Source organism: Sneathiella chinensis (assembly GCF_012720115.1).
Taxonomy (GTDB): Bacteria; Pseudomonadota; Alphaproteobacteria; order Sneathiellales; family Sneathiellaceae; genus Sneathiella; species Sneathiella chinensis.
In genome coordinates this window covers 159,041-171,772 of the sequence record NZ_VNWN01000002.1, presented here as the reverse complement: position 1 = coordinate 171,772, position 12,732 = coordinate 159,041, and the positions used below count along the sequence as shown (strand labels likewise).

Below are 12,732 nucleotides of genomic sequence, written 5' to 3'. Positions count from 1 at the left end.
TTTAGACACGACATAACCTTCCTGAAAGTTATCCCTACAAATAATATATTTAAAAATAGGTAGTAGTTGTTGTTTATCCCTGTGGATAACGGGGATCAGTTTTCATGCACACTCTTTACAGGAAATCCGGGGATAAAATCCAGTTTTTCAATTAAATTTGGATAATGCTGTGAAAATCCCCTTGGCCCCTGACGTTGAATTATGGGGATTATGGGGATAACTTTTTAAAATGCACCTGAAATTGTCCTTTTCCCCATAATCCACATCTTCTGTTCCGAGTTATTCACGGCTTGAGAACAGGCGGGAGGAATCAGACGTAAACGGGGAGAAAAATTTTGAGTTGGCCAATAAAGCCGTGTTATCCCTGTTATCCCCGTAATCCACAGCACTAGGGTGGACAGAAAAAATCATGCAGGAATTTCATCTTCATCTCGTTTCGGACTCCACCGGCGAAACCTTGCAGGCCATGGCCAAGGCTGCCCTGGTCCAGTTTGAGAAAGCCGCCCCGGTCGAACATGTCTGGTCGATGACAAGAAATCTTCGGCAGATAGATGATATCCTTGATTCCATTGAACAAAATCCGGGTCTTGTTCTGTTTACGCTGGTCAATAAAGAGATGCGCCGCACGCTGGAAAAAGGGTGCCGCAAGCTGAAAGTTCCCTGTGTTTCCATTCTGGACCCGGTGATGGCGGCCTTTTCCCGCTATCTGGGACAGGAAAGTCGGGGCCTGCCCGGCCGGCAGCACACTCTCAATCAGGAATATTTCGAGCGGATTGAGGCCCTGAACTACACCATGGCCCATGATGACGGCCAACTGACCCATGAATTGAACGAGGCGGATGTGGTTCTGGTCGGGGTGTCGCGCACCTCCAAGACGCCGACCTCCTTTTATCTGGCCCATCGCGGGATCAAGACGGCAAACGTTCCCATTGTCCCCGATTGTCCCCTGCCCGATACGCTGTTTCACCTGACCCGGCCGCTGGTGATTGGCCTGACCACCAGTCCTGAACGGCTGTCCCAGATCCGCAAGAACCGGTTGCTGACCCTGAAGGAAACGCAGGAAACCGATTATGTGAATATGGAACGGATCAAGGAGGAAGTGATTGCGGCGCGAAAAATGTGTACTAAAAATGGCTGGCCCGTCATCGATGTAACCCGCCGGTCCGTCGAGGAAACCGCCGCCCAGATCATCACCCTGTTCAATCGCCGCCAGACCGGGCGGTCCGTTAGCCTGTAACCATGGTTTGAAGTCATGACCCCATCCCACGATCCTGTCATTCTGGCCTCTGCCAGTCCGGCCCGCGCCGACCTGCTTCGGAAGGCCGGGCTGGAATTCGACATCCTTCCCGCCCGCGTGGACGAGGATGAAATGAAGCATTCCCTGCATGCCGCCGGGGTCAGCGCCTCGGAAACCGCGGTGTCGCTGGCGGAATTGAAAGCCATGCGGATTTCCAAGGATTTCCCCAATGCGCTTGTGATCGGCGCGGACCAGATGCTGGAATGTGGTCAGGTGTGGTTTGACAAGCCTGTGGATATGGCCCATGCCAAGGCCCATCTGGCGGCCCTTCGCGGGCGCACGCACAGTTTGCATAACGCGGTTTGTGTGGTGAAGACCAGTGCGGTGATCTGGCATCATGTGAACGAGGCCAAAATGACCATGCGGAATTTCTCTGCCGAGTTTCTGGACCATTATCTTGAAACCAGCGGAGAGGATATCCTGCACTCCGTCGGGGCGTACCAGTTGGAAGGGCACGGCGCCCAGTTGTTTAACCGGGTGGATGGGGATTTCTTTTCCATTCTTGGTCTGCCGCTGCTGCCCCTGATTGATTTCCTTCGCGGTCACAAGGTCTTTCTTGCATGAAAAAAATAGCCAATGTGATGGGATCGCCCATTTCCCATTCCCTGTCGCCGCGCCTGCATGGATACTGGATCCGGAAATATGGTCTGGACGCCGATTATGTGGCCCGCGAGGTAACACCGGAGGTTCTGGAACAGACCCTGCGCTCCCTGAAAGGGGAGTATGCGCGGGAAGATATCCTGTTTCGGGGAACCAACCTGACCATCCCGCTCAAGGAAACGGCCCTTGATATTGTTGATATTCTGGACCCGGCGGCCAAGGCCATCGGCGCCGTCAACACGGTGGTTCTGGACGAGGAAGGCCGCCTGATCGGCCGCAATACGGACGGGATCGGGTTTCGGGACTCACTTGCCGATCATGTGGATATTGACCGGTTTCAGGGGGGCACGGCCCTTGTCCTGGGCGCCGGCGGGGCTTCCCGGGCGATTATCCATGCCTGTCTTGAAATGGGGATCAGCAGACTTTTTCTGAGCAACCGGACCTTACAGCGGGCCGAGGAAATCGCGGCGGAATATGACGGTGCGGTTGTCCCCTTGCCGTGGGAGGCGCGGGCCTCTGCCCTTGAGACGGTGGATTTGCTGGTCAATACCACCAGTCTTGGCATGACCGGGCAACCGGAACTGGACATGCCGCTGGACGGCCTGAAGGCAGGCGCGGTGGTGACGGATATTGTCTATGTGCCGCTGGAAACCGCCCTGTTGAAGCAGGCCCGGTTGAAGGGGTATAAGACCGTTGATGGTCTTGGCATGCTGCTGCATCAGGCAAAAGCGGGGTTCGAGGCGTGGTTCGGGGTGAAACCCGATGTGGATGACGATCTCAGACAGTTTGTTTTGGAAGGACTGGGGAAAAAATGACAATAAAACTGCTCGGCCTGACCGGCTCTATCGGGATGGGAAAATCCACCGTTGGCAAGATGTTCCAGTCACTGGGAATTCCGGTCTATAATGTGGATGCTGAAATTCACAAACTTTATGATCGCGGCGGTATTGCGGTGGCCCCGATCCAGCAGGAATTTCCCGAGGCTGTCATTGACGGCCGGGTCGACCGGCCGACGTTAAGCAAACTTGTGGTCGGGAACGAGGACGCCATCAAACGGCTGGAACGGATTGTTCACCCGCTGGTGGGACAGGACCGGGCCGAATTTATTCGCGATGCCGAGGAAAGCGGCCATTCCATGGTGGTGATTGATGTACCGCTGATTTTCGAGACCGGCGGCGAAAAGAATTTCCACACCATTATTGTGGTCAGTGCCTCTGCTCCGGTTCAGCGAGAACGGGTTCTGGCCCGTGACGACATGAGCGCGGAAAAATTCGAGGCCATTCTGGCCCGCCAGCTTCCCGACGCGGAAAAGCGGGATCGCGCCCATCATGTGATCAATACGGACTGTTCCGAGGAAGAAACCTTTGAACAGGTGAAAAAACTGGTGGAAGAGCTGAAAAATGCGTGAGATTGCCCTTGATACGGAAACCACCGGATTTGATCCGAGCACCGGGGACCGGATTGTGGAAATCGGCTGTGTGGAGCTGGATAACTACATGGCCACGGGCCGGGTTTTCCATCGCTATATCAACCCGGAGCGGGACATGCCTGCCGAGGCTTTCAAGGTGCATGGCCTGTCCGAGGAGTTTCTGAAGAAACACAAGGTAATGGCGCAGGAAATCGATGCGTTTCTTGATTTTATCGGCGATGCCAAACTGGTTATCCACAACGCCGAATTTGATATGAAATTCATCAATGCGGAACTGATCCGTCACAAACGGATGCCGCTTCCCATGGACCGGGCCATTGATACGGTGGCCATGGCGCGGAAAATGTTCCCGGGCGCGCAGGCAAACCTGGATGCCCTGTGTCGCCGGTTCAAGATCGACAACTCTGCCCGGACCAAGCACGGCGCGCTTCTGGACGCCGAATTGCTGGCCGAGGTTTATCTGGAACTGCGCGGCGGCCGTCAGCGCGGCTTTTCCCTGTCTGAAGAGGCCGAGGGGCGCCGGGTGACATCGGCAAAAAGCCGGGCCCGTCCGCCCCGCGTTCATGCACCAACGGACGACGAACTGGCCGCCCACACGGCTTTTCTGGAAACCATCAAGGACCCGATCTGGAAGCAGTAAGGATTTGATTGTTTCGGATACAGAATAAAAAAAACGGGGCGCTGGCCCCGTTTTTTAATGGATAAATCCGGCTTACCGTTGATGCACGGAAGATCAGGCGTTACCAGCCTGTCCCTGTGTGGCCTTGTGGTTGGCAAACAGGCCGGCAAAATCGATCGGGTCCAGTTGCAGCGGTGAGAAACCGGCATCGCGGGTGGAATCCGAAATAACGCGACGGGCAAACGGGAACAGAATGCGCGGGCATTCGATCATGCACATCATTTCCATGGCGTCCTGCGGGAAATTTTTCAGCAGGAACAGGCCACCATAGACCAGTTCCACGATAAAGGCGGTTTCCTCGCCATGTTTGGCTTTTGCCTGAATGCGAAGTTCAACTTCGAAATTTTCAGGTGTCAGGGCCTTGGCCTGAACATTGACGCCGAGTTCAACCGTTGGTGCCGGCAGTTCCGGGTTCAGGCTTTTCGGGGCGTTGGGATTTTCAACGGACAGGTCTTTGATATATTGGGTAATGATGGACAGCATCGGTCCTTCATTGGCTTCGGCTGCGTTAGGTGTGCCCGCACCCGCTTCGTTTTCTGACATAACAATTTATCTCCAGAATTTACTTGTGCCTATCCGGCGTTAAAGTCTGCTCTTGGCTAGCATGTTACAGATCGCTGAACAACCCGCGACGCGGGTCAATCAACCGTTTTTTGACCACGGACTATCATCGGGTCCGCCCTCGGGCCTGTCCAGACGCCGGGGATCGCTGTTGGACCGGCCCGCAGGATCGGTCTTCTCGTCCTCCTCAACGATATTATATTCCCCGTCAATGATGGTTTCCTCGTTGCCGTTCCAGCGGCGGCTGTGGAAATGGGTCTGGTGAAAACCACCCCGTCCCGATGGGGTTACGGTGCGGGAAAGCCAGCCAGCAAGGGCGGCCCGCAGCGGCGGCAGGAATAACAGAAATCCGATACTGTCCGTGAAGAAACCGGGGATCAGCAGGAACAGCCCGGCAATGGCCAGCAGGATACCGCTGAAAACCTCCTTGATGGGGGACTGCCCGTTTTCAAGATTTTCCTGCGCCTTCATCAGGACACTCAGTCCCTGAATACGCAACAGCGCCATCCCGGCAACCGCTGTCAGAATGGTCAGGATAATGGTGTTGAGGGCACCGATTTCGTCCCCGATCTCGATAAAAAGATAAATCTCGGTAACGGGAATGGCCACCAGGGCTGCTAAAAACAACAGGGGCAAACTTGTTTATCCTTCCTTGGGTTTCTATCTATTTGGTAGAGGCGCAATGTTTTTAAATTCCTGCATGCCATGTGGCTGGACCTTAAAACGTGAAGTCGCTACAGTTACCACACTGCTAGACTTGTATATAGGAAGGCAGCTCCTTTTTTCGATACTGGTGTAAAGACAATATTATGGGTGAAGGTTTTCAGTTCCTGGACATCATTCTGCTGGCAATGATTGCTGCGTTTATCTTCCTGAGACTTCGGAGTGTCCTTGGGAAACGCATGGGACACGAACAGTCCCCCCGCGAAGAACTGTCCCGTGACAAATTCGATAAAAGCGCCAAGAAAGGCGCCGAGGACAACACGGATAACGTCATTCCCATGAATGACCGGGTTGAATATGCCCAGCCGACCCTGCCGGTGGATGACAGTCCGAAAGGACAGACACTGGCCCGGATTCAGGCTATGGACCGCAATTTCAATCCTGAAATCTTCGTTCAGAACGCGCAGGCTGCCTATGAAGCCATTGTCGGGTCCTTTGCCAGTGGTGATCGCGCCATGCTGAAGGACCTTCTGGCCGAAGAGGTTTACAACAGTTTTGAACAGTCCATCAGCGACCGCGAACAGGCTGGCCATGTGATGAGCACGGATATCCTGTTCATTAATTCCGCCGATATCGAGGATGCCCAGCTGGAAGGCCGGGAAGCCGAAATCACCATCCGTTTCGAAGTGGAACTGATTTCCATGACGCGGGACGAGGATGGCGTGGTTGTGACAGGCGATCCCCACCCCCACAAGGTTCGCGAATTGTGGACATTTGCCCGCGACCTGAAATCACGCAACCCGAACTGGTTGCTGATCACCACCCGCAGCGCATCCTGATCGTTTTCCGGTAATATTTGGTCTGGGCATGAGTTCAAGAAACTGGTTCCTTGCGGTTTGTATCATCGCGGTTGTCGGCGCAGGCGGCTATCTTTTGTGGTCTTACTTGCAACCCGAAGAGGAAATCGCTGATCAGCTTGTTCTGGAGGCGTCCGACTTTTCCCGTCTTGATGGCTGGAGTGAGGACAGCTTTACCGGGTTTCTGGACGCGTTCGGAAAATCCTGTGAAAAAATCCAGACCCTGCCGGACAGCCGCTCCATGGGCGGACAGAATATTGCCGGAACCGCCGGTGACTGGAAGGACGTCTGTGAGCAAGGCATGGCCCTGTCCGGTGAGGCGGCGGATATCCGCAGTTTTGTGGAAACCCGTTTCACCCCCTTCTCCGTCAGGAATAATGATCAGCCGGACGGGCTGTTCACCGGGTATTACGAGGCCAGCCTGAAAGGCAGCCGCGTAAAGTCGGAAACCTATAACACCCCCCTTTTGAAGCGCCCTGATGATCTGGTGATGGTCAATCTGGGGGCGTTTCGGGACAGTTTGCGGGGTCAGCGGATTGCCGGGTTTGTTCGGGATGGACAGTTGAAACCCTATTTCGACCGGACCGAGATCGAGACCGGGGCCCTAGATGACCGGGACCTTGAAATTGTCTATGTGGATAGTGCGGTCGACGCCTTTTTCCTGCATATTCAGGGGTCGGGCTGGGTCGATATGGAAGACGGCAATGACCTTCGGGTCGGGTATGCCGGACAGAACGGCCATCCCTATTACGCCATTGGCCGGACGTTGATCGAGCAGGGGCATGTGACAAAGGAAAAAATGTCCATGCAGGCCATTCGCGACTGGCTGGAAACCAACCCGGACAAGGCCGATGAACTGATGCGCCTGAACCGGTCCTATGTGTTTTTCCGGGAACTGGACACTGGTGGTCCCATTGGGGCGCAAGGGGTTGAACTGACACCGGAACGCAGTTTGGCCGTTGACCGGAAATGGATGCCGCTTGGCGTACCGATCTGGCTGGAAACGGAACTGCAGGAAAATCCCGATACGGACATAGTGACCCCGTTTCGGCGCCTGATGATGGCGCAGGATACGGGCGGTGCCATCCGCGGTCCGGTGCGCGGCGATGTGTTCTGGGGACATGGCCAGATGGCCTATGATCGGGCGGGGGCCATGAAATCCGGCGGCCGCTACTGGATCCTGTTGCCCAATTCCGTGGCAGAGCGTCACAAGGCCCAAAAAATCAGCTAAGCCATATGGCGAAAAACACGCTGTCACAGTATAGTTCCAGCCTGGCTGGAGCAGAAGGATAAGCGTGTCCCCCATGAGCGGAAAAATTGAAGTTGCCCTGTTTGTCACCTGTCTGGTGGACCTGAACCGTCCATCGGTCGGGTTTGCGGCTGTCAAACTGCTGGAACAGGCAGGGTGCCGGGTTTCGGTACCGGACGCACAGACCTGTTGCGGACAGCCTGCCTATAATTCCGGGGATCGGAAAACCACCCGTGATATTGCCGCGGCCGTGATCGAGGCCTTTCGGGGATATCGGTATGTGGTGGCCCCGTCCGGTTCCTGCGCGGGGATGATCAAGAAACATTATCCCGCCTTGTTCAAGGATGACCCGGACATGTTGCTGGCCGCCGAGGATCTGGCCGCCCGTACCCATGAACTGGTGTCCTTTCTGGCCGATGTGATGGATTTCGAGCCGGATGATGTGAAACTGGACCGAAAAGTCACCTATCACGACAGTTGTTCCAGCCTGCGGGAAATGAAGGTGGTGAACCAGCCCCGAAAACTGCTGGACGAGGTCGATGACCTTGAACTGGTGGAGGCCGAGGACCGGGAGGCCTGCTGCGGATTTGGCGGCACCTTCTGTATCAAGTATCCCGAGATTTCCGAGGAAATGGTGGATCGCAAGATCGATAACCTGCTGGCCACAAAGGCGGACATGGTCACGGCCGGTGATCTTGGCTGCCTGATGAATATTGCCGGTCGTCTGCATCGTCGCGGCGAGAAGATGAAGGTGCTGCATGTTACGGAAATCCTTGCCGGGATGGGCAAGGAGCGGGGCATTGGTGAGGGAGACGACTGATGCAGGTAACAAGCCGGAAATTCAAGGAAAGCGCCCATGAGGCCATGGCGGACGAGGATCTTCGGGCGGCGATGAACCGGATCAGGACGGCGTTCACCACGGCCCGCGCCGATGCGGCGGCGGAGTTGCCGGAGTTCGAAAGCCTTCGGGATCAGGCGGCTGAGATCAAGGATCATGTGCTGGATAATCTGGATTACTATCTGGAATATTTCGAGCAGAAGGTCGTTGCCGAAGGGGGCCATGTTCACTGGTGCTCCACTGCCGAGGAAGCCCGGCAGGCGGTTTTGAAAATCTGCCGTGATGCCAATGCCCGGACGGTGACCAAGGGCAAATCCATGATCACCGAGGAAATCGCCCTGAACAAGTTTCTCGCCTCCGAGGGGATTGAACCCATCGAGACCGATCTTGGCGAATATATCATCCAACTGGCGGACGAGCCGCCCAGCCATATTATCGGCCCTGCCGTGCACAAGACCCGGGAACAGGTTACTGACCTGTTTCACGAACATCACCAGCAATATGGCTATCAGGACCGGGAAGAAGACCCGGAAAAGCTGGTGGGAGAGGCGCGCACGGTGCTGCGCCACAAATATGTCACCGCCGATGTGGGGATAACCGGGGCCAATTTCCTGATTGCGGAAACGGGATCAACGGTGATTGTCACCAACGAGGGCAATGGCGACCTGACCCAGTCCCTGCCCAAGACCCATATCGTTGTGGCCAGTCTGGAGAAAATTGTCCCCACCCTTGAGGATGCCAGCACCCTGATGCGGGTTCTGGCCCGCTCTGCCACCGGGCAGGAAATGTCCGTCTACACCACCTTTTCCACAGGCCCGAAGCGGAAAGACGATATCGACGGGCCGGAGAATTTCCATGTGGTCCTGCTGGATGGCGGGCGCACGGAAATGCTGGGAACCGAGCTGCAGGAGCTGCTGCGCTGTATCCGCTGCGGGGCCTGTATGAACCATTGCCCGGTCTATCACGCCGTGGGCGGCCACAGTTATGGCTGGGTTTATCCGGGGCCGATCGGGGCGGCGCTTAACCCGCAGATGGTGGGGATTGAAGAAGCGCGGCATTTGCCCAACGCGTCCAGCTTTTGCGGCCGCTGTGAAGAGGTTTGCCCGGTTCGCATTCCCTTGCCGAAAATCCTGCGATACTGGCGGGAAAAGACGTTTGAACAGCAGATCGGGCCGCAGCCGGATCGCTGGGCCATTGAATGGTGGGGCTTTTTTGCCAAGCGACCGTGGCTGTATCGCCAGACCACCCGGTTGGCGGCGCGGGTCCTGTCGATGATTGCCGGGGACAAGGGGCGCATCCGGTCCCTGCCCTTCGCCAAGGGCTGGACCTCGGTGCGGGATCTGCCAGCACCAGAGGGGAAAACCTTCATGGAACAGTGGAAAAAACACAACCGGGAGGGACGCTGATGACTGCCCGTGAGAAAATACTGGGCCGTATCCGGGCACAGAAAAAGCGTGGTCCCCTTGCCGGGGCGGATGCAGACCTTCTGAAACAGCGGATTGCCGATCATGCCCGCAATATTGTGCCGGAACGCTCCCGATTGCCAAAGGCGGGGCAGGTTGACCTGTTCCAGACAAAAATGGAAGGACTGGGCGCCACCACCGAGCGGGTTGCGAGCGCCGCCGATATTCCGGCACGCATTCGGGATTACCTGAGCCAGAAAAATCTGCCAACCCGCATCAAGGTCTCCCCGTCGGAAATCCTGACCGGTCTTGGCTGGGATACGGTTCCCATGATCGAGGTTGTTGTGGGCGCCGGTACAGAAGAGGATATGGTGGGCCTGTCCCCGGCCTTTGCCGGGATCGCCGAGACTGGGACCCTGATGATGCTGTCAGGCCCTGAAACCCCGTCCACGGTCAATTTCCTGCCGGAAAATCATATTGCCGTGTTGAAGGTCTCGGATATGGTCGGGGCCTTTGAGGAGGCATGGGATGCCCTTCGCGCCGCGCACGGGGAAGCCCTGCCGCGGACCGTCAACCTGATTTCCGGCCCGTCCCGGACAGCGGATATCGAACAGACCCTGATCATGGGGGCACACGGGCCGAAGACATTGCACGTTATTCTGGTTGAAGATGGCACGTAAGACCGGAAAATCAAAGACGCAGGACCTGACCGGTGAGGACCGATCCCTGTGGTCGCGGGTGGCGGAAACCGTAAAACCGTTGCACAGTAACCGGGTCACCGGGTTCGAGGAGCTGTTGAACCAGACCCCGCCAGCAAGGCAATCGTCGAAGGGGGCGGTCAAGCGTGGATTGAAAGACACGTCTGTTTCGCTGGCCCCGTTCACCGTGGGGCAATCCATCACCGCGTCCAACATGGAATTTCGTGAAACCGTGACCCCGTCGCGGCGGGAAAATGTTCCGGGACTGGACCGCAACACATCGGAACGGTTGCGCCGGGGCCGCATGATCATCGAGGCCCGCGTCGATCTGCACGGCCTGACGCGGAAAGAAGCCCATGTGCGGCTTCGGTCTTTCCTGAAAAACGCCCACCGGTCGGGCAAGCGGTGCGTTTTGGTGATTACGGGCAAGGGAAGTTCCGAAGAGAAAACCGATGATGCCTTTTTCATGGGGGCGGGCCGACGGGGTGTGCTCCGCGAAGAGGTGCCGAAATGGCTGGCACAACCGGATTTGCGGCCTCTTATACTGGATTATCGGGCGGCACAGGCAAAGCACGGGGGCGCGGGCGCCCTCTATATTCTGTTGAAACGCACCCGATAGGAGGGAGAAGGAACGTGACACCTTTTGGTATCAAGGTCCGGGCCTTGCGGGATCAACGAGGGATCAGCCTGAAAAAAATGGCAGAGGATCTGGCCATCAGTTCGGCCTATCTGTCGGCACTGGAGCATGGCAAACGGGGATTGCCGTCCTGGTCACTGGTGGAGCAGATCTGTTCCTATTTCAATATCATCTGGGACGAGGCAGAGGAATTACACCGGCTGGCGGCCATCTCCCATCCCAAGGTGACCGTGGATACCAGTGGCCTTAGCCCGACGGCGACGGAATATGCCAATATCCTGTCGCGGGAAATCCGCACCCTGCCCGAGGCCCGGTTGCAGGAAATGCTGGCCTACCTGAAACAATCAACCCCGAAACGGCCGGGATGAGCGATCGGTTCGAACCGGCCCGGCGTCTGGCCCGGGGGGTGCAGGTCCTGTTTGACAGCATGGGCTATGCCAGCATGACCGAGGTCAAACTACGGTCTCGTCGCAGGGTCGATGTGATGGGGATCAACGATAAGGGCCGCATCCTGATCGCCGAGGTCAAAAGCGGCCCCGCAGATTTCAGGGCGGACAGCAAATGGCCGGAATATCTGGATTTTTGCGATGAATTCTTCTTTGCAGTGGATGAACAGTTTCCCGTTCCCTTGTTGCCGGAGGATCAGGGGCTGATCCTGTCCGACGGCTTTATGGCCGGGATTATCCGCCCTTCTGCCCCCCTGACACTGAACGCGGCCCGGCGCAAAAACATGACCCTGCGCTTTGCCCGTCAGGCGGCCCAGCGGCTCAGGATGCTGGACGGGGGGTCCTGATCGCGGACCCCTGTTTCTGATCAGAGATAGGGATCGTCCTTGCCCAGATAGTCTTTCACATAATCTTCAATCCCGTCTTCGAGACTGTAGAAATTACCGCCATAACCGGCCTGACGCAGCTTGGTCATATTGGCTTCGGTGAAATACTGGTATTTGTCCCGAATGGCTTCGGGCGTGTCGATATAGGTGATGTTGGGCTCCACCCCGGCGGCCTTGAAGGTGGCAAGGGCCAGATCGCGGAAACTGCGGGCCTTGCCGGTTCCAAGGTTGAACAGCCCTGAAACATGGGGATTGTCCAGCAGCCACAGGATGACCTTCACGCAATCCTTCACATAGACAAAGTCCCGAAGCTGGCCGCCATCCTCATAATCGGGATGATGGGACCGGAACAGGGTGACGGGCTCACCGCCTGCGACCTTGGGATAGGATTGGGCGATGACGCTTTTCATGCCTTCCTTGTGGTATTCATTTGGCCCGTAAACATTGAAGAATTTCAGCCCCGCCCATTGCGGCGGCGTGGGGCCGCCCTGTTTCTCGATCCGGGCCACGACCTTGTCAAAGGCGTGTTTGCTCCACCCATAGAGGTTGAGCGGATGCAGGGTTGCCAGCCTGTCTTCGGACTGGTCATCATCGAACCCGGCGCTGCCATCCCCATAGGTGGCCGCGCTGGAAGCATACAGGAACGGGGTTCTGGTGGCGGTGCACCAGTCCCACAGCGCCCGCGTCGGTCGGAAATTGCGGTTCAGGATCATGTCCCCGTCTGTTTCCGTGGTCGCGGAAATGGCCCCCATGTGAATGATGGCATCCAGGTCCGCGCCCTGAACGGCCAGCCAGTCCATCAGACTGTCGGGATCAATGAAATCCGTGACCACATGCTTGGCCAGGTTCTTCCATTTGTCCCCCTGTTCCAGCCAGTCACAGACGGCCACGGTGTATCCCTTGTCCGAAAGGGCGGCAACGATGTTGGAGCCGATAAAGCCGGCCCCACCGGTCACAAGAATATATTTCGTCATGTCAGGGAGCTTTCT

The 12,732-nt window shown here is 56.7% G+C and carries 16 protein-coding genes; 13 read left to right on the top strand and 3 right to left on the bottom strand.

Features of this window, described 5'->3' with window-relative positions:
* Positions 1-409: 409 nt before the first annotated feature.
* From FQB27_RS00795 to dnaQ, 5 genes are read left to right on the top strand one after another with little or no spacing between them, the layout of a single operon-like run.
* Positions 410-1,237 (top strand): pyruvate, water dikinase regulatory protein, encoded by an 828-nt coding sequence (locus tag FQB27_RS00795; protein WP_169558975.1) that lies wholly within the window; start codon positions 410-412, stop codon positions 1,235-1,237.
* Positions 1,238-1,252: 15 nt separating this feature from the next.
* Positions 1,253-1,861: a Maf family protein gene (locus FQB27_RS00790; protein WP_169558974.1), complete on the top strand. Its 609-nt coding sequence runs from the start codon at positions 1,253-1,255 to the stop codon at positions 1,859-1,861.
* On the top strand, positions 1,858-2,712 hold the full coding sequence (locus FQB27_RS00785) for a shikimate dehydrogenase (RefSeq protein ID WP_169558973.1): 855 nt from the start codon (positions 1,858-1,860) through the stop codon (positions 2,710-2,712). The genes FQB27_RS00790 and FQB27_RS00785 overlap by 4 nt, the downstream gene beginning before the upstream one ends.
* Positions 2,709-3,305: a dephospho-CoA kinase gene (gene coaE, locus FQB27_RS00780; RefSeq protein ID WP_206374143.1), complete on the top strand. Its 597-nt coding sequence runs from the start codon at positions 2,709-2,711 to the stop codon at positions 3,303-3,305. Before FQB27_RS00785 ends, coaE begins: the two co-directional genes overlap by 4 nt.
* Complete coding sequence (gene dnaQ / locus FQB27_RS00775) at positions 3,298-3,966, top strand: DNA polymerase III subunit epsilon (RefSeq protein WP_169558972.1); 669 nt, start codon at positions 3,298-3,300, stop codon at positions 3,964-3,966. The genes coaE and dnaQ overlap by 8 nt, the downstream gene beginning before the upstream one ends.
* Before the next feature lie 93 nt (positions 3,967-4,059).
* Here the strand turns inward: dnaQ and secB are convergent, their stop codons facing one another.
* A complete protein-coding gene (secB, locus tag FQB27_RS00770; RefSeq protein ID WP_169558971.1) occupies positions 4,060-4,548 on the bottom strand; it encodes a protein-export chaperone SecB in 489 nt (162 codons plus the stop codon).
* A 99-nt stretch (positions 4,549-4,647) separates the two neighbouring features.
* Positions 4,648-5,193: an FxsA family protein gene (locus FQB27_RS00765; protein ID WP_206374141.1), complete on the bottom strand. Its 546-nt coding sequence runs from the start codon at positions 5,191-5,193 to the stop codon at positions 4,648-4,650.
* Between the two features lie 182 nt (positions 5,194-5,375).
* Here FQB27_RS00765 and FQB27_RS00760 point away from each other — a divergent pair, with 182 nt between their 5' ends.
* The 8 genes from FQB27_RS00760 (at position 5,376) to FQB27_RS00725 (ending at position 11,704) form a co-directional block, all read left to right on the top strand.
* Positions 5,376-6,068, top strand: coding sequence for a Tim44/TimA family putative adaptor protein (locus FQB27_RS00760; protein WP_169558969.1), 693 nt, complete (start codon positions 5,376-5,378; stop codon positions 6,066-6,068).
* A 28-nt stretch (positions 6,069-6,096) separates the two neighbouring features.
* Positions 6,097-7,317, top strand: a complete 1,221-nt coding sequence (gene mltA / locus FQB27_RS00755) for a murein transglycosylase A (protein ID WP_169558968.1) — start codon at positions 6,097-6,099, stop codon at positions 7,315-7,317.
* Between the two features lie 73 nt (positions 7,318-7,390).
* Positions 7,391-8,155 (top strand): (Fe-S)-binding protein, encoded by a 765-nt coding sequence (locus tag FQB27_RS00750; protein ID WP_169558967.1) that lies wholly within the window; start codon positions 7,391-7,393, stop codon positions 8,153-8,155.
* Positions 8,155-9,579, top strand: a complete 1,425-nt coding sequence (locus FQB27_RS00745; RefSeq protein WP_169558966.1) for a LutB/LldF family L-lactate oxidation iron-sulfur protein — start codon at positions 8,155-8,157, stop codon at positions 9,577-9,579. The genes FQB27_RS00750 and FQB27_RS00745 overlap by 1 nt, the downstream gene beginning before the upstream one ends.
* On the top strand, positions 9,579-10,256 hold the full coding sequence (locus FQB27_RS00740) for a LutC/YkgG family protein (RefSeq protein ID WP_169558965.1): 678 nt from the start codon (positions 9,579-9,581) through the stop codon (positions 10,254-10,256). Before FQB27_RS00745 ends, FQB27_RS00740 begins: the two co-directional genes overlap by 1 nt.
* Positions 10,246-10,893, top strand: a complete 648-nt coding sequence (locus FQB27_RS00735) for a Smr/MutS family protein (protein WP_169558964.1) — start codon at positions 10,246-10,248, stop codon at positions 10,891-10,893. The genes FQB27_RS00740 and FQB27_RS00735 overlap by 11 nt, the downstream gene beginning before the upstream one ends.
* Before the next feature lie 14 nt (positions 10,894-10,907).
* Entirely contained in the window at positions 10,908-11,279 is a 372-nt protein-coding gene (locus FQB27_RS16765; RefSeq protein WP_169558963.1) for a helix-turn-helix domain-containing protein, read from the top strand.
* Positions 11,276-11,704, top strand: a complete 429-nt coding sequence (locus FQB27_RS00725) for an MmcB family DNA repair protein (RefSeq protein ID WP_169558962.1) — start codon at positions 11,276-11,278, stop codon at positions 11,702-11,704. The genes FQB27_RS16765 and FQB27_RS00725 overlap by 4 nt, the downstream gene beginning before the upstream one ends.
* A gap of 20 nt (positions 11,705-11,724) precedes the next feature.
* Here FQB27_RS00725 and rfaD read toward each other — a convergent pair whose 3' ends face one another.
* Positions 11,725-12,717: an ADP-glyceromanno-heptose 6-epimerase gene (rfaD, locus tag FQB27_RS00720; RefSeq protein WP_169558961.1), complete on the bottom strand. Its 993-nt coding sequence runs from the start codon at positions 12,715-12,717 to the stop codon at positions 11,725-11,727.
* Positions 12,718-12,732 lie beyond the last annotated feature (15 nt).

Excerpts from the sequence above, each read along its gene's own strand:
- dnaQ (WP_169558972.1), top strand. The coding sequence starts at position 3,298 with ATGCGTGAGATTGCCCTTGATACGGAAACCACCGGATTTGATCCGAGC.
- rfaD (WP_169558961.1), bottom strand. The coding sequence starts at position 12,717 with ATGACGAAATATATTCTTGTGACCGGTGGGGCCGGCTTTATCGGCTCC.
- FQB27_RS00725 (WP_169558962.1), top strand. The coding sequence starts at position 11,276 with ATGAGCGATCGGTTCGAACCGGCCCGGCGTCTGGCCCGGGGGGTGCAG.
- FQB27_RS00790 (WP_169558974.1), top strand. The coding sequence starts at position 1,253 with ATGACCCCATCCCACGATCCTGTCATTCTGGCCTCTGCCAGTCCGGCC.
- FQB27_RS00750 (WP_169558967.1), top strand. The coding sequence starts at position 7,391 with ATGAGCGGAAAAATTGAAGTTGCCCTGTTTGTCACCTGTCTGGTGGAC.
- FQB27_RS00735 (WP_169558964.1), top strand. The coding sequence starts at position 10,246 with ATGGCACGTAAGACCGGAAAATCAAAGACGCAGGACCTGACCGGTGAG.
- FQB27_RS00760 (WP_169558969.1), top strand. The coding sequence starts at position 5,376 with ATGGGTGAAGGTTTTCAGTTCCTGGACATCATTCTGCTGGCAATGATT.
- mltA (WP_169558968.1), top strand. The coding sequence starts at position 6,097 with ATGAGTTCAAGAAACTGGTTCCTTGCGGTTTGTATCATCGCGGTTGTC.
- FQB27_RS00745 (WP_169558966.1), top strand. The coding sequence starts at position 8,155 with ATGCAGGTAACAAGCCGGAAATTCAAGGAAAGCGCCCATGAGGCCATG.
- FQB27_RS00795 (WP_169558975.1), top strand. The coding sequence starts at position 410 with ATGCAGGAATTTCATCTTCATCTCGTTTCGGACTCCACCGGCGAAACC.
- FQB27_RS00740 (WP_169558965.1), top strand. The coding sequence starts at position 9,579 with ATGACTGCCCGTGAGAAAATACTGGGCCGTATCCGGGCACAGAAAAAG.
- FQB27_RS00785 (WP_169558973.1), top strand. The coding sequence starts at position 1,858 with ATGAAAAAAATAGCCAATGTGATGGGATCGCCCATTTCCCATTCCCTG.
- coaE (WP_206374143.1), top strand. The coding sequence starts at position 2,709 with ATGACAATAAAACTGCTCGGCCTGACCGGCTCTATCGGGATGGGAAAA.
- secB (WP_169558971.1), bottom strand. The coding sequence starts at position 4,548 with ATGTCAGAAAACGAAGCGGGTGCGGGCACACCTAACGCAGCCGAAGCC.